This is a genomic window from Campylobacter pinnipediorum subsp. pinnipediorum (assembly GCF_002021925.1).
In the GTDB taxonomy this organism is placed as follows: domain Bacteria; phylum Campylobacterota; class Campylobacteria; order Campylobacterales; family Campylobacteraceae; genus Campylobacter_A; species Campylobacter_A pinnipediorum.
Genome location: NZ_CP012546.1, coordinates 1,603,294 through 1,618,352, shown reverse-complemented (window position 1 = coordinate 1,618,352; position 15,059 = coordinate 1,603,294). Strand labels below are relative to the sequence as shown.

Sequence of the window (15,059 nt, the reverse complement as noted above, 5' to 3'; positions counted from 1 at the left end):
TTAATAGTTATAAACTATATTAAACCCAAAAAACTTTGAACTATGCTCTTTTGTATAATCTGTATCCCTTAAGGGAATATTATAAAATAGCTCTAAATTCAATCTATCTAAGTATATTCTTGAACCTATACTAGAACCTGTAATTTTTCCAAATATACTATTTTTATCTTTTTTAACATATCCATAATCAACTGCTAAATATGGCATAAATATGGCATCTTTTATTTTGTATTGCACAGATAGCTCGTTTCTAGTATAAAAACCACTGCTTCCGCTAAGCCCTGTATTTTTAAAACCTCTTACGCTATAAATTCCACCCATAGATATCTCATCGCTACCAAAAAGCTCATCATTACTATATTGTCCTCTTAAATAAAAATTATATTTTAGGTAATTGTCTGTATTAAAATATCTATTAAATCCTAAATCAACCACATATTTGTCATAATATATCTTAGCTGAAGCCTCTTTGTCTTTACTTCCATCTACCCCTTTGTAGATTAAAAGCTGACTATAATAATCAAATTCGCCTCCCTTATAGCTGTGTCTAAAACCTATACCTAAAGATGAGCTAGAATAACTTTGTAAATCCAGTTTTATATTATTTAAAAAATTTTTTGATTTCTTATTGTCATATCTTAAGATAAACTCCAATGTATGATCAAGTGAATGAAACGTTTTATAAGATAGATTTATACCTTTTGAGTTGTTGCTCCCATCTGTTTTAAATATAGTGCCAAACTCATCATTGTTTATCTGTTTGTAGTTTGAATAGTTATAATATATATCAAATAAAAATCTCTCATAAGGAACACTATAACTTATTGACGTTCCAAGCGTATTGTCATTGCTTTTAAATACTTTATTTGTAAAGTTGAGGTTTAGATTTAAAATGTCATTTATTTTAAATGGATTTTCAAGATTAAAATTATTATAGATTTGATATTTACCTGTTTTTTTAAAACCATAATTGTTTGTACCAATATTTCCATAGATTCTATTCTTATCACTACCATTTGAAACTTTAATTATGGTATGTTCATCCAAAGAAGATGGAATTAGCTCCATCTTTAAAGCCTGTGATTGCAGTCTTTCACCTTGTTGCAAAGCGACCTCTAAATCCCTTAAATTTAATATCCTTCCTTTGTAGCCATTATATAGATTTACCATATTTATATCATCTGCTAAGACTTTTTCTACCTTTCCTTCAAGAATGCTTATATCTAAAATACCATCACTTAAATCTTGGATCTTTAAGTATGCTTTGCTTGTGGTATATCCCTTTTTAATATATTTATTTGTTATCTCATTCGTTAGATTTTTTAAATCACTAATGGTATTGCACCTATTTAGATATCTATCTAGTATCTTATTGATATCTTTAATCTTAAATACCCTAATATCTGAAATATTTATTTTATTAATCTGTATGCAATTTTCACTAAATTTAGAGGTTTTGTTTATATCAAGTAGGTCTATATTATAAAATCTACTTTTATTTTTAGTATCTATTTGCTCTTTATAAATCTGTTTTTGAACAAAATCTTTCTGTTTTTGCTTAACAATGTTTTCAGGGGAGATTGTAGCGCAGGAGGAAGATATGATGGCAAAGATTAAAAACAATAATCTCATGCGAATACCTTTTTTGTATATTAATATATCTATAAATTTATATACAACTTTTTAACATTTATATTAATATATTTTTGTTTAAAATATATTAAATTTTTAATAGTCTATTTTGGATTTATAAATCTTATGTGTAGTTTTACAAACTATATTGGTTTATCTGTAAATTTTCTTTTAAATATAAATTTACATAAGAGAAACTAAATTTTATTAAAAGTGATAATATATGTTTTAGTATATTAGTTTCTCTTTAAATTTAACTATTTGATATAATAGCTTCTTATCTTATCTTCTGCATTTATATCATACTTTTTATTTGGATAGTATATATTAAGTCTTTTCATCTTGTTTATATCTATGTTTTTAATTACAATAGAATCTATCATTTGTTTTATACCCTTCATATAATTTAAATGTAAATTTTCAAGTTCTTCGTTGGTTGTATGAAATTTACTAAATTGAAATTTATGCTCAACCACAATAGCATCTTCTTTTCCATTTTTATTATAATATGGGCATGTTGCATAATAATAAGTATAATTGTGATAATTTATCTCTTTGGTATATTTTAAACTTGTATAACATTTTAATCCTGCTATATAATTAATATATCTGCCTCCTGTGTATTTATATCCATTACTACTAAGTTCATCTTCATTAAAAGACATCCCTAAATAATGTTTATAAGAAGATTTCGGGTTTGTGAGTAGATCATGAATTAACTCTTTAGGGATTTTATTATAAAGTGTAGACAAGGTATCAAATTTTGGATCATAAATACTAAAAGTATATACTCTTGCACTTTCTTTCATTCTACCATCATTTAAGATATTTGGAATTTCTCTAAAAAAATATATCTCATTATATTTAGTATTGATACCATTAAAGTATGATTTAAATTTATACTCAGGATAAGAGTTTGGAATATTAAAAGTAAAATAAGGACTTGTTGCTTTTTCATTTGGATTTAAATCTATATTGGTATAAAAGTTTTTTACCTTATTATCTGCATTTATATCATACTTTTTATCTGGATAATACATTCCTTGTTTTATCATTCTATCTTTATCTATATCATAAATTTCTAAAGAGTCAAATATCTCTTTTACATCTTGTTTAAATGCATAATTCATTTGTTGTAGAGTGTAGTTTTTTGTGCTTGATTGTTTAGAGCCTTCTAATACTGTTCCACCAGTTGTAAAGATAAAGTCATAGTGAACCATTATAGCCATCTCTTCTCCATCTTTATTGTAATATGGACAAGTTATACTATTAAGACGGTTTCCTAAACCCATGCCTATATTTGTAGATAAAGAAATTGTATAGCATTTAAGCCCTGCTATATAATTAATATATCTTTTATGATATTCTGTTCTTGATTCTATATGACCCTCTAAATCCAAGTCACTTAAAGGAGCATTGATATAATAATCAAAAGTATTTTTCTTGGTTAGTTTACTATGAAATAATTTATTATATTTTTCACTTAATCTGGTAATGTTTAATGCCTTTATCCTTATATCCTCTTTCATCATATTTGGGATGTCTCTATCAAATACAACTCTAAAAATTCTAATAGTATTATAGAAATTATTTAATCGAATAGTCTCAAAAGGATAATTTGGATAAGGGTTAGGGATTGTAAAAGCAAATTTTGGTGCACTTAATTTAGTATTTGGTCCTACTTCTATATAGTGAGATTTGTAAGAACATCCACTAAAAAATATTGTTACGATTATAAATAAGATTATCTTTTTCATTCTCTATACCCACATACTACACCAATATTTTCATAATCCTCACATATATATGAACTATGTGGAGAATCAGATGTAAAAAGCTTAAATATATTTATTAAATTTAATCTATCTAATATATCTGCTTGTTTGTTGACCCCTTTATTTCCACCTAAACCCTCTCCTACAAAGTCACCATCTTTAACTACAGAGTTATACTTATAACCCAATCCTCCTTCAGATGGATCATCAGATATTAATTTGCTCATATCTTTTACATTTACAGGTGAACCAAATGATGAAAAACTTGGTTTACGTTTACCATCTTCTATCTTCATAAAACCTCCTTCATATTTATTAATATATTTTATCCCGCTTTTACCAAGCAAATTTGCTTGTGAATGAAAGGCAAAGTTAACCTTTTCACCTCCTCTACCTTCTATTGTATCTTTAACAAATCTTCCCGTTTGCTTTGCAATACCTGTTGACCAAAGACCTACTTTATCAACTAATGATTCTAGTAAGTCTGGCATAAATCCATATGTTGGGTTATAAGCCACATTTAACTCTACTGGTTTATCTGTTGTTGCTTTGGATTGTCCTGTTTGCTCTAAACCATTTATTATAGCATTAATTTCTGGATTTAAAATTCCATTTACTGAGTTTTGAGAGGTAACTGTATCTTTTGAGATGGTGACTGGTTTTTTAGATATATAAAGCCCTAAACCTTTTAATTTTTCTCTTCCTTTTTCATCTAATCTTTTATAGAATTTAGATTTTTCTATCTCTATATAGCCTTCTTTGTTGTTTTCATGCTTAGGAGACTTTCCATTTACAATCTGCAATACTCTATGCTCAGAATCAGCTGTTCCTGTAAGTACAGGTAAATTTGCAAGTAAACCTCCTCGTCCATTGTTTGGAAGTATTCCAAGGGTCGCTGCAGCTAACACATTTAATGCCTTTCCAAAAGCTGCCTCTACTTTATTATCGCTATATTCATCTGGAAGGGTTGAGGCTACTATGTTCATATTTTTATTCATATTCTCATAATCATGTTTCATCTGCTCTCTTCCATCTCTACTAAGTAGTCTTGTATCTAAGCTAGCATCTACTTTAGAGTTGGTTTGTGAACTATATAACTCATTTGATAGTTTAGATGTATCTGTGTTTAGTCTTTGTAAATCATCTGAGTTAGCTTGATCAAGTATTGTTATACTTCCTTTACCTAGTGTAGCTAGAGTTTTAGAGTTATTTATATTTAGTGAGTTTGATTGATTATAACCTAGTGATGAGATAGTATTAGATACACCATTTACTTTATTGTTTAGACTATCTTTGCTATCACTATCTGATAATGCTAAATTTCTAGTATCTTTATTGTTTAAATTATCTTTATTATCTTTTTTATCATCTTTATCTTTTGAGCTTAGATTTAAATTTATGCCTATTGATTTAGAACTATTGTAATTAGTGTTTGATAGGTTTTCAAAGGTAAGGGTATTTGTTTTAAAGTTTAGCTTTTTATTATCTATAAAGTTAGCTTTATCATCAAATTTACCACTAGCTATTAGCGAACCTTTTAAATGGGTATTGTTTTTAACATCTATATTTACATTAGTTCCTGTTAAAGATGTTAATACACTTTGCTTATTTAATCCTATAGAGTTATTTATATTAAAGCCTGTATTTGCTGAAGATGCTTCACTTACTTCTATACTTGGAACCCTATTGGCTTTTGCATTATCTCCTTTAAATCCTACTCCTGCGCTTACATTAAAGCCTTTATTACTATAAGTATATTCATCTTGTAAAGATATTACATCTAAGTTGTTTCCTACATTTAAATTTAATGTATCATTAGCTCTTAGAGTTGCTCCTTTAAATAAAGCATCATTTACTACATCTATATTTATATTGTTTGATTTTAAATTTGAGTTATTAAATGTTGAAGAGCTAGAGTCATATCTACTTTGTCCATAACCAAGTAAAGCAGATCCTCTTCCACCTCCATACATAGTAAAGTTTACACTACCATTTGTTGATTTAGTATTTTTATTAGTAGAGTCAAAGTCATTACTTGCACTTATATCTAAATTATGAGTATTTATATTAAGCTCATCTTTGGCTACAACATTACTTCCTTTTATAATTGTATTTGTATTTAGTTTTTTGTTTGTGTTTAAGCTTCTACTTAAATTTTGGAATTTGGTTGAATTTGGATTATTTAAATTTAGAGTTTAGCTTAGACCTAAACTCTCATATAAGTTTAAATATAAATTTATATAAGAGAAACTAAATTTATTAAAAGTGATAATATATGTTTTAGTATATTAGTTTCTCTTTAAATTTAACTATTTGATATAATAGCTTCTTATCTTATCTTCTGCATTTATATCATACTTTTTATTTGGATAGTATATATTAAGTCTTTTCATCTTGTTTATATCTATGTTTTTAATTACAATAGAATCTATCATTTGTTTTATACCCTTCATATAATTTAAATGTAAATTTTCAAATTCTTCGTTGGTTGAGTTTTCTTTTGTAAACTTAAACTTATGTTGAATTACAATAGCATCTTCTTCTCCATTTTTATTATAATATGGGCAGGTTGTATCATAATGGGCAAAGCTATGATAATCTAGTTCTTTTCTATATATTAAACTTGTATAACATTTTAATCCTGCTACATAATTAATATATCTCATACCACTAGCTCTATACTTTAACTCATCTTCATTAAAAGACATCCCTAAATAATGTTTATAAGAAGATTTCGGGTTTGTGAGTAGATCATGAATTAACTCTTTGGGGGTTTTATTATAAAGTGTAGATAAGGTATTAAATTTTGGATCATAAATACTAAAAGTATATACTCTTGCACTTTCTTTCATTCTACCATCATTTAAGATATTTGGAATTTCTCTAAAAAAATATATCTCATTATATTTAGTATTGATACCATTAAAGTATGATTTAAATTTATACTCAGGATAAGAGTTTGGAATATTAAAAGTAAAATAAGGACTTGTTGCTTTTTCATTTGGATTTAAATCTATATTGGTATAAAAGTTTTTTACCTTATTATCTGCATTTATATCATACTTTTTATCTGGATAATACATTCCTTGTTTTATCATTCTATCTTTATCTATATCATAAATTTCTAAAGAGTCAAATATCTCTTTTACATCTTGTTTAAATGCATAATTCATTTGTTGTAGAGTGTAGTTTTTTGTGCTTGATTGTTTAGAGCCTTCTAATACTGTTCCACCAGTTGTAAAGATAAAGTCATAGTGAACCATTATAGCCATCTCTTCTCCATCTTTATTGTAATATGGACAAGTTATACTATTAAGACGGTTTCCTAAACCCATGCCTATATTTGTAGATAAAGAAATTGTATAGCATTTAAGCCCTGCTATATAATTAATATATCTTTTATGATATTCTGTTCTTGATTCTATATGACCCTCTAAATCCAAGTCACTTAAAGGAGCATTGATATAATAATCAAAAGTATTTTTCTTGGTTAGTTTACTATGAAATAATTTATTATATTTTTCACTTAATCTGGTAATGTTTAATGCCTTTATCCTTATATCCTCTTTCATCATATTTGGGATGTCTCTAAAAATTCTAATAGTATTATAGAAATTATTTAATCGAATAGTCTCAAAAGGATAATTTGGATAAGGGTTAGGGATTGTAAAAGCAAATTTTGGTGCACTTAATTTAGTATTTGGTCCTACTTCTATATAGTGAGATTTGTAAGAACATCCACTAAAAAATATTGTTACGATTATAAATAAGATTATCTTTTTCATTCTCTATACCCACATACTACACCAATATTTTCATAATCCTCACATATATATGAACTATGTGGAGAATCAGATGTAAAAAGCTTAAATATATTTATTAAATTTAATCTATCTAATATATCTGCTTGCTCATTTACTCCAAACTCAATTTTTGTTGGGTTATAAAAACTAAAATTTTTCATTTATAATCCTTAAATTTGATTTACTTCACTACTTCTTGCATTATACACAAACCAGCTTAGCAGAGTAAAAAGTATAACAAAGCCACAGGCTGAAATAATTATAAAATAAGTACTAAAAATGCTATTTTCTGTAATGCTTTTTAACTCATTTATATTGTGAAGGGTGATCAAAATTCCTGCCAAAGATGCTAAAAATCCTACAAGTTTAAGTAAAAAAATATGAGGATTTATTGATATAAAAAGTGCTGAAATTGTAATTACTCCAAAGCCAATCATAAGGTATGAAAACTCGCTTTGTTCAAAGTTATATGATAGCGCCAAAAAACCCCATAATAGTGTAATTATAAAAGCAAAAGCAAAATATACTGTTCTTTTGTTGCATGTTTTATACATAAAGCAAACAACACCTTTATCTTCTTTGTTGTAATCCATTTGTTACTCCTTACTTTACTTGTTTTTGTATTTTAAAATTTAAAAGTTAAACAAAAGCTAAAATTTAATAAAATTATTTAAAATCATAAAAAATTCAAAAGGAGTAAAAATGCCTTTTATAAATATAAAAATGGCAGGTCCAGAGCCTACCAGAGAACAAAAAGAACAAATCATACAAGAGGTAACAGATACTATGGTTAGGGTTCTTGGAAAAAACAAAGAAAGAGTTATGGTTATGTTAGAAACTTTAAAAGATGATGACATAGGTGTAGGCGGAAAAAGTATAAAAAAGATCAAAGAGGAAAGCAAATGAGTGATTTTAGTAAAGAAGATATAGAAAGAAAAGTTGTTTTGCAAAAAGGTGACGATGCTCCAATTTTTGAGCTTGAAAATCAAGATGGTGTTAAAATAAGCCTTAAAGATTTTGTTGGTAAAAATGTTATTTTGTATTTTTATCCAAAGGATAATACACCTGGTTGCACGACAGAAGCTTGTGAGTTTACACAAAATTATGATGAATTTATAAAAAATGATACTGTAATTATAGGTGTAAGCCCTGATTCTGTAAAATCTCATGCAGGTTTTATGCAAAAACATAGTTTAAAACATATATTATTAAGCGATGAAGCAAGACAAGTTGCTAAGGATTATGGAGTATGGCAAGTTCGTAAAAACTATGGAAGAGAGTATTTAGGCATAGTTAGAACAACTTTTGTTATAGGAAAAGATGGTAAAATTTTAAAAGTATACAAAAGTGTAAAAGCAAAAGAACATGCTGTAAAGGTTTTAGCTGATATAACCAAAGGTTTGTAAAAATATTTAAAATTAAATTATAAAATATAGTGTATTAATAATTTTTTGATAGACTATTGATGATTTTATATTTAATGAAAGGTCAAAAATGAATACTTCAGATTTTATCTGGATGGATGGCAAACTTGTAAAATGGGATGATGCTAAGGTTCATGTTCTTACCCACTCTTTGCACTATGCAAATGCTGTTTTTGAAGGCACAAGAGCTTATAAAACAGATAAAGGTTTGGCTATATTTAGACTTAAAGAACATACTAAGCGTCTTTTGAACTCTGCAAAAATGACAGCTATAAATGTTTCTTATACTCAAAAAGAGCTCGAAGATGCACAAATACAAGTGCTTAAAGTAAATAATTTTGACTCAAATGTTTATATTCGCCCGCTTATTTATTTAGGTTATGGTGTGATGGGCATTTCTCATACAAAAGCACCTGTAAATACAGCTATTGCAGCTTGGAAGTGGGGTGCTTATCTTGGTGAAGATGGGTTAACTAAAGGTATAAAAGTAAAAATTTCTAGTTTTGCAAGAAATTCAATCAAAAGCCAGATGGGTAAAGCAAAGGCTAGTTCTAACTACTTGAATTCTCAAATGGCAAATTATGAGGCAAAAGAGGCTGGATATGATGAGGCTTTACTTTTAGATGAGGATGGTTTTGTTGCTGAGGGTTCTGGCGAGTGTTTTTTTATTGTTCAAGATGGTGTATTGATAAGCCCTCCAAATGATAATAGCTTGGTGAGTATAACGCAAGATACGGTTATCAAAATCGCAAAAGATCTTGGCATAGAAGTAAGAAGAGAGCGTATAACAAGAGATCAGGCTTATACGGCAGACGAGGCTTTTTTTACCGGAACGGCGGCGGAAGTTACTCCGATAAGCAATATAGATGCTAGAATTATCGGTAGCGGAGTAAGAGGTGAAATTACTACAAAAATTCAAGATGCGTATTTTGATGTAGTTTATGGACGAAATGAAAAATACGCATCATTTTTAACTTATATTTAATAAAAAAGGAAATAAATGCCAGCAGATTTAAACGATTATTTTAATAAACGCAAAGGCTCTAGTCAAAACGATAATAACTCAAATGATGATGAGCCAAGAAGACAAAGACCAAATTTCAAAGGTCCTAAGTTGCCAAATGGGGTTGGAAAATTTGGAGTATTTGCTTATATAATTATTGCTATTATTGCTATTATTGCTATAGCTCAGCCATTTGTGATAATAAACTCCGGTGAGGTTGGTATAAAATCAACAGCTGGTAAATATGAACCGCTCCCGCTTCAGCCAGGATTTCACTTTTTTGTGCCTTTGATTCAAAGAGTTGCAGTAGTTGATACTAGAGTTAGGCTTATAAACTATACATCTGGCGAAGACATGGGTGAAAGCAATATAAAGACATTTAGTGGATCAAATGTTGGGATTATAAGAAAAAACTCAATATCTGTTCTTGATGCTAGAAACTTGCCGGTTAGTATAGATATAACTGTTCAATATCGATTAAATCCTGAAAATGCACCTCAAACAATAGCAGCTTGGGGTTTTAGCTGGGAGAGTAAAATAGTTGATCCTGTTGTTAGAGATGTTGTGAGAAGTGTAACAGGAAAATATACAGCAGAAGAGCTTCCTACAAAAAGAAATGAGATAGCTATACAAATAGACCAAGGTATAAGAAAAGATATTGATGCTCAGCCAAATAGACCTGTTGAGTTACTTACAGTTCAGCTTAGAGAGATTATATTGCCAGCTAAGGTTAAAGAGCAGATAGAAAGAGTTCAAATAGCAAAGCAAGAGGCTGAAAGAACAAAATATGAGGTTGAAAGAGCTAACCAAGAGGCGTTAAAACAAGCAGCTTTGGCAGAGGGTTCTGCAAAGGCAGCTATTATAAATGCAAAAGCAAAAGCAGATGCCGTTAAGATAGAAGCAGAAGCTCATGCTTATGCAAATAGAGAGATCGCCAAGAGTTTAGATAATAATTTGCTAAATTTAAAACAGATAGAAACACAGGCTAAATTTAATGAAGCCTTGCGTGAAAACAAAGATACTAAAATTTTCTTAACTCCAGGTGGTGCTGTGCCAAATATTTGGGTTGATACAAAAGATAAGGCTACTCAGAGTTCTATAAATCGTTAAATTTGGTAAGAATTAGGAAAATATGTGAGCGATATAAATATAAATCGGAGTAGGATATCAGGACTTATTCCGTGTGCGGTTCAAGAGTGTGAAATTAAAGATGTTTTAATTTTTGCTTATATGAATCAAGAATCTTTTAATTTAAGTATAAAAACAAGATTTGCTCACTATTTTTCTAGAACTAGAAATAGAATGTTGAAAAATATAAACAAAAGTAAATTGATAAGATGCTAGAAAATATAAAACATACTATATTTTTTATTTTTAAAAATGCAACTTTGATAGATTATCTTTCCTATGGCTGGATTTTTCTTGCTTTTATTTTTATGGTTGTATTAAGTATTTTTTTTACTATAAAATGGTATTGGCAAATAGGCTTTTTGGTTTTTTTTGCTAGTTTTGTTGGATTTTTTATTGGTCTTTATTTTGCAAATATCAATTTAAATAAAATTTTAAGAAATGTTGATATTTCAGAGATTAAGACAAAGCAACTTAAGTATTCTAATACATTAATATTGGATTTAAATATAACTAATAAATCAAAACATAAGTTAAAAATTTGCAAATTTGATGTAAATTTCTATACAATATCCAAAAATAAGTTTAAAAATTATATAAATTCGGTAAAACCATTTTTGGTTAAAAGCGTTTTTACAAAAGAACCTATAGATGTAAATGAAATGAGAAATATGAAAATAACAGTAAATAATTTTGCCTTTGTTGATTATAATATTACAACTAGAACGGATTGTTTTTAGTGAGTATAAGTTATTTCACAATAATTCATATTTTGGTTTTGTGTGTTATTTTTGTTCTATTTATATTGTTTTTTGTTTTGTCTTTTAAAGCAGAGAAGAAATTATTTTGGTCTTTACTTTTTACAAATATCTTAGCTTGTAGTGTTACCGCCGGTTTTTTAATGCCAATACTTGATAAATATACAAAAAAAGGTGTTTTGCAAAATGTTAAACATCATAGAATCTTGATTAACGAGACTATTGTTTTTAATGGTGAAGTGAAAAATATTGGTAAATTCCAAATTAGCAAATGTAATTTTGGAGTTAAAATTGTAAATCAGGCATTAAATACTCATAATGTTTCAGGCAATTCATTTTTTAAATCCAGCGGAGCTTCTTTGTTTTCTTGGTTTTTTGATAGCAATGATGGCAATGAAAAGCCAAATACTGTTGAGTATAGTTTTAGTGTAGCAAAAGATCTTAAGCCTAAAAAAATAGCTTCTTTTAGCGTGTCTATGCCATTTCCCCCATACTTTTCAAAAAGTATGATTATAAATAAATTAAATTGTTATTAGGGAGATAATGTGAAAAAAGCATTTTCTATGATAGAGCTTATAATTGTTATTGTTATATTGGGTGTTTTGGCTGCTATAGCAATACCAAGAATTATAGCGACTAGGGATGATGCCGAGATTGTAAAAGCAGCTACAAATATCAATATATTACTTAGTGATTTAAAAACATATTATTTAACAAGAGATAAACTTAGTAAAATGAAAGATATGTCAAGTGTTATTCCTCCGGTAAAGATTAAAAATGATGTATGCTTTAGAATAACTGCTGTTGTTGGAACAGAGTTAATAATTGAAATAAAAGACGATGGCTTATGTTCTGATGTTTGGGCTTTTTCTAAATTTAAAGAACTGAAAGATAATATAGTTGCAAATGGAGGAAGATTAGACCTTGCTCCAATGAGTGTCAAATTTCAATAAAATTAAAAACAAAAAATTATTTTTTAATTTAATAAACTAACTCTTAGCAATTTTTTGATAGAATCTAGCAATTTTTATTATTATTCAAAAGGTTGCTAACGGTGATAGATGTTATTGAAATTCAAAAGATTCTTCCTCATAGATTTCCATTTTTACTTATAGATAGAGTTGTAGATATAATCCCGGAAAAAAATATAGTTGCATACAAAAATGTAAGCATAGCTGAACCTATTTTTCAAGGTCATTTTCCAGACCACCCGATATATCCAGGTGTTATGATAATTGAAGGTATGGCACAAGCTGGTGGTGTTTTGGCGTTTAAGAGCATGAGTGATGAACATCAAGCAGATATTCACAATAAAGTTGTGTATTTTATGAGCATTGATGGTTGTAAGTTTAGAAGTCCTGTTAGACCAGGGGATAAGCTTGAGTATCGTTTAGATGTGTTAAAACACAAAGGTAATATATGGGTTTTAAAAGGCGAAGCTTATGTTGATGACAAATTGTGTGCCGAAGCTGAGCTAAAAGCTATGATAGTGGATAAATAGGATAAAAATGAAAAATATACATCAAACAGCGGTCGTTGAAGATGGTGCTATTATAGGAGATGATTGTGTCTTGGAAGCCTATTCTTATATAAGCAAGGATGTTGTGCTTGGCAATAACGTTACAGTAAAGCAGGGTGCAAGGATAATAGGTAAGACAAATATAGGAGATAATTCTCGTATTTTTAGTTATGCCATTGTAGGCGATATACCGCAGGATATAAGCTACAAAAATGAAACAAATACAGGTGTTATTATAGGACAAAATGCGACGGTCAGAGAGTTTTGCACCATAAACTCAGGAACTCATAAGGGTGATGGGATAACCAGAATAGGCAATAATGCTTTTATTATGGCTTATTGTCATGTCGCCCATGACTGTTTGTTGGGAGATAATATAATACTTGCAAATAATGCTACTTTGGCTGGTCATGTTGAACTAGGAGATTTTTCTGTTGTAGGTGGTCTTACTCCTATACATCAGTTTGTAAAAGTTGGCGAAAGTTGTATGATAGCTGGGGCTTCTGCTTTGTCGCAAGATGTTGTTCCGTTTTGTTTGGCTGAAGGAAATAGAGCTTATATAAGAAGCTTGAACCTAGTAGGAATTCGTCGTAGATTTGACAAGTCACAGGTTGAAAATTTAGTAAGTGCTTATAAATTTTTATTTAATCAAGGCATAGGATTAAAAGAACAAGCAAATGAGCTTTATGCAAAAACTGATGATATAAATGTAAAAAAAATGTGCGAGTTTATTATAAATACTAAACGTGGGATACCGCTTGCAAAAGGAAGAAATTAATGGCAAAAAAATGTAATTTTTGTGGCGAATATGAATCTAGCGATAGACGTGTATTGTCAAATGAAGATGATAGTGTTTTTATATGCGAATACTGTGCTAATGCCGCTTATAACGTGCTTTATGGCGAAGAAAGCTTAGAAGAGACAACGATAAATAAAAGCGAAGAAAATCAAAATTTAACTCCAAAAGAGTTAAAAAGCGTCCTTGACAGTTATGTAATAGGTCAAGATAAGGCAAAAAAGGTTTTTAGTGTAGGTGTTTATAATCACTATAAGAGAATTTTTAAACAAAAAGATATAAAAGATGATATAGAACTAGCAAAATCAAATATATTGCTTGTTGGTCCAACCGGAAGCGGCAAAACGCTAATGGCTCAAACCTTGGCTAAATTTCTAGATGTTCCTATTGCTATTTGTGATGCTACTAGTCTTACAGAAGCTGGTTATGTTGGCGAAGATGTAGAAAATATACTTACTCGTTTGCTTCAAGCTGCAAACGGCGATGTAAAAAAAGCCGAAAGAGGCATAGTTTTTGTAGACGAGATAGATAAGATAGCAAGAATGAGTGAAAATAGAAGCATTACTCGTGATGTTTCTGGAGAAGGTGTTCAACAAGCTCTTTTAAAAATCATAGAAGGAAGTGTTGTCAATATTCCACCAAAAGGGGGTAGAAAACATCCCAACCAAGATTTTATACAAATTGATACTACTAATATCTTATTTGTTTGTGGCGGTGCTTTTGATGGACTTCTTGATATTATAGAAAGAAGAGTTGGTAAAAACACACTTGGTTTTAATCAAGAAAAGCGAAACAAAAGCGAAAGAGAAGAGCTTTTAAATTTATTAGAACCTGATGATTTAGTTCATTTTGGTCTTATACCAGAGCTTATTGGTAGACTTCACGTTGTCGCTACATTAAATGAAATCACAAAAGAAGATATGGTTAAAATTTTAACAGAGCCTAAAAACTCTATTTTAAAACAATATGAAAAACTATTTGCCATAGATGGTGCTAGTTTGAAATTTGATGATGAGGCTTTGGCTGAGGTTGCATCTCTTGCTATAGAGAGAAAGACCGGAGCTAGGGGTCTTAGAAGTATAATGGAAGAGCTTATGATGGATTTAATGTATGATTTGCCAGAGCTTTTTGGATACGAGATTGTTATATCAAAAGATGTTGTTAAAAATGGCGAAAAGCCTTTGCTTATAAAGCAAAATAAAAGTGTGGAATAAAAAGGAA

At 29.0% G+C, this 15,059-nt stretch carries 17 protein-coding genes; 11 read left to right on the top strand and 6 right to left on the bottom strand.

Features of this window, described 5'->3' with window-relative positions; genetic code table 11:
- The 6 genes from CPIN17260_RS08275 to CPIN17260_RS08250 all read right to left on the bottom strand — a co-directional run bounded on the left by CPIN17260_RS08275 (position 1) and on the right by CPIN17260_RS08250 (position 7,803).
- Complete coding sequence (locus CPIN17260_RS08275; protein ID WP_069637167.1) at positions 1–1,632, bottom strand: ShlB/FhaC/HecB family hemolysin secretion/activation protein; 1,632 nt, start codon at positions 1,630–1,632, stop codon at positions 1–3.
- Between the two features lie 257 nt (positions 1,633–1,889).
- Complete coding sequence (locus CPIN17260_RS08270) at positions 1,890–3,389, bottom strand: hypothetical protein (RefSeq protein ID WP_078440871.1); 1,500 nt, start codon at positions 3,387–3,389, stop codon at positions 1,890–1,892.
- On the bottom strand, positions 3,386–5,515 hold the full coding sequence (locus tag CPIN17260_RS08265) for a hemagglutinin repeat-containing protein (protein ID WP_078440870.1): 2,130 nt from the start codon (positions 5,513–5,515) through the stop codon (positions 3,386–3,388). The genes CPIN17260_RS08270 and CPIN17260_RS08265 overlap by 4 nt, the downstream gene beginning before the upstream one ends.
- Before the next feature lie 201 nt (positions 5,516–5,716).
- Positions 5,717–7,192 carry a hypothetical protein gene (locus CPIN17260_RS08260; protein WP_078440869.1) on the bottom strand — a complete coding sequence of 492 codons (1,476 nt, stop codon included), beginning with the start codon at positions 7,190–7,192 and terminating at the stop codon, positions 5,717–5,719.
- On the bottom strand, positions 7,189–7,371 hold the full coding sequence (locus CPIN17260_RS08255; RefSeq protein WP_069633263.1) for a hypothetical protein: 183 nt from the start codon (positions 7,369–7,371) through the stop codon (positions 7,189–7,191). The genes CPIN17260_RS08260 and CPIN17260_RS08255 overlap by 4 nt, the downstream gene beginning before the upstream one ends.
- A gap of 9 nt (positions 7,372–7,380) precedes the next feature.
- Positions 7,381–7,803, bottom strand: coding sequence for a hypothetical protein (locus CPIN17260_RS08250; RefSeq protein ID WP_069633264.1), 423 nt, complete (start codon positions 7,801–7,803; stop codon positions 7,381–7,383).
- A 109-nt stretch (positions 7,804–7,912) separates the two neighbouring features.
- On the opposite strand from CPIN17260_RS08250, the gene CPIN17260_RS08245 reads away from it, so the two are divergent.
- The 11 genes from CPIN17260_RS08245 (at position 7,913) to clpX (ending at position 15,052) form a co-directional block, all read left to right on the top strand.
- Positions 7,913–8,116: a tautomerase family protein gene (locus CPIN17260_RS08245; RefSeq protein WP_069633265.1), complete on the top strand. Its 204-nt coding sequence runs from the start codon at positions 7,913–7,915 to the stop codon at positions 8,114–8,116.
- The gene (bcp, locus tag CPIN17260_RS08240) at positions 8,113–8,616 is read left to right on the top strand and encodes a thioredoxin-dependent thiol peroxidase (RefSeq protein ID WP_069633266.1); all 504 of its coding nucleotides are present in this window, start codon (positions 8,113–8,115) and stop codon (positions 8,614–8,616) included. Before CPIN17260_RS08245 ends, bcp begins: the two co-directional genes overlap by 4 nt.
- A gap of 88 nt (positions 8,617–8,704) precedes the next feature.
- Positions 8,705–9,619, top strand: coding sequence for a branched-chain amino acid transaminase (locus CPIN17260_RS08235; RefSeq protein WP_078398138.1), 915 nt, complete (start codon positions 8,705–8,707; stop codon positions 9,617–9,619).
- A 15-nt stretch (positions 9,620–9,634) separates the two neighbouring features.
- The gene (locus CPIN17260_RS08230; protein WP_069633268.1) at positions 9,635–10,747 is read left to right on the top strand and encodes a prohibitin family protein; all 1,113 of its coding nucleotides are present in this window, start codon (positions 9,635–9,637) and stop codon (positions 10,745–10,747) included.
- 24 nt (positions 10,748–10,771) lie between these two features.
- Positions 10,772–10,981, top strand: a complete 210-nt coding sequence (locus CPIN17260_RS08225; protein ID WP_069633269.1) for a phosphoribosyl-AMP cyclohydrolase — start codon at positions 10,772–10,774, stop codon at positions 10,979–10,981.
- On the top strand, positions 10,975–11,505 hold the full coding sequence (locus CPIN17260_RS08220) for a DUF2393 family protein (RefSeq protein ID WP_078415649.1): 531 nt from the start codon (positions 10,975–10,977) through the stop codon (positions 11,503–11,505). The genes CPIN17260_RS08225 and CPIN17260_RS08220 overlap by 7 nt, the downstream gene beginning before the upstream one ends.
- Positions 11,505–12,059, top strand: coding sequence for a DUF2393 family protein (locus tag CPIN17260_RS08215; RefSeq protein ID WP_078406246.1), 555 nt, complete (start codon positions 11,505–11,507; stop codon positions 12,057–12,059). The genes CPIN17260_RS08220 and CPIN17260_RS08215 overlap by 1 nt, the downstream gene beginning before the upstream one ends.
- A 9-nt stretch (positions 12,060–12,068) precedes the next feature.
- On the top strand, positions 12,069–12,476 hold the full coding sequence (locus CPIN17260_RS08210) for a prepilin-type N-terminal cleavage/methylation domain-containing protein (protein WP_078388072.1): 408 nt from the start codon (positions 12,069–12,071) through the stop codon (positions 12,474–12,476).
- A gap of 101 nt (positions 12,477–12,577) precedes the next feature.
- Entirely contained in the window at positions 12,578–13,024 is a 447-nt protein-coding gene (gene fabZ, locus CPIN17260_RS08205; RefSeq protein ID WP_069633273.1) for a 3-hydroxyacyl-ACP dehydratase FabZ, read from the top strand.
- Between the two features lie 7 nt (positions 13,025–13,031).
- Entirely contained in the window at positions 13,032–13,820 is a 789-nt protein-coding gene (gene lpxA / locus CPIN17260_RS08200; RefSeq protein ID WP_069637158.1) for an acyl-ACP--UDP-N-acetylglucosamine O-acyltransferase, read from the top strand.
- Positions 13,820–15,052, top strand: coding sequence for an ATP-dependent Clp protease ATP-binding subunit ClpX (gene clpX, locus CPIN17260_RS08195; RefSeq protein WP_078440868.1), 1,233 nt, complete (start codon positions 13,820–13,822; stop codon positions 15,050–15,052). The genes lpxA and clpX overlap by 1 nt, the downstream gene beginning before the upstream one ends.
- Positions 15,053–15,059 lie beyond the last annotated feature (7 nt).

Coding starts and splice junctions, on each gene's coding strand:
- lpxA (WP_069637158.1), top strand. CDS start 13,032: ATGAAAAATATACATCAAACAGCGGTCGTTGAAGATGGTGCTATTATA.
- CPIN17260_RS08270 (WP_078440871.1), bottom strand. CDS start 3,389: ATGAAAAAGATAATCTTATTTATAATCGTAACAATATTTTTTAGTGGA.
- CPIN17260_RS08235 (WP_078398138.1), top strand. CDS start 8,705: ATGAATACTTCAGATTTTATCTGGATGGATGGCAAACTTGTAAAATGG.
- CPIN17260_RS08220 (WP_078415649.1), top strand. CDS start 10,975: ATGCTAGAAAATATAAAACATACTATATTTTTTATTTTTAAAAATGCA.
- CPIN17260_RS08255 (WP_069633263.1), bottom strand. CDS start 7,371: ATGAAAAATTTTAGTTTTTATAACCCAACAAAAATTGAGTTTGGAGTA.
- bcp (WP_069633266.1), top strand. CDS start 8,113: ATGAGTGATTTTAGTAAAGAAGATATAGAAAGAAAAGTTGTTTTGCAA.
- CPIN17260_RS08230 (WP_069633268.1), top strand. CDS start 9,635: ATGCCAGCAGATTTAAACGATTATTTTAATAAACGCAAAGGCTCTAGT.
- clpX (WP_078440868.1), top strand. CDS start 13,820: ATGGCAAAAAAATGTAATTTTTGTGGCGAATATGAATCTAGCGATAGA.
- CPIN17260_RS08250 (WP_069633264.1), bottom strand. CDS start 7,803: ATGGATTACAACAAAGAAGATAAAGGTGTTGTTTGCTTTATGTATAAA.
- CPIN17260_RS08260 (WP_078440869.1), bottom strand. CDS start 7,192: ATGAAAAAGATAATCTTATTTATAATCGTAACAATATTTTTTAGTGGA.
- CPIN17260_RS08275 (WP_069637167.1), bottom strand. CDS start 1,632: ATGAGATTATTGTTTTTAATCTTTGCCATCATATCTTCCTCCTGCGCT.
- CPIN17260_RS08245 (WP_069633265.1), top strand. CDS start 7,913: ATGCCTTTTATAAATATAAAAATGGCAGGTCCAGAGCCTACCAGAGAA.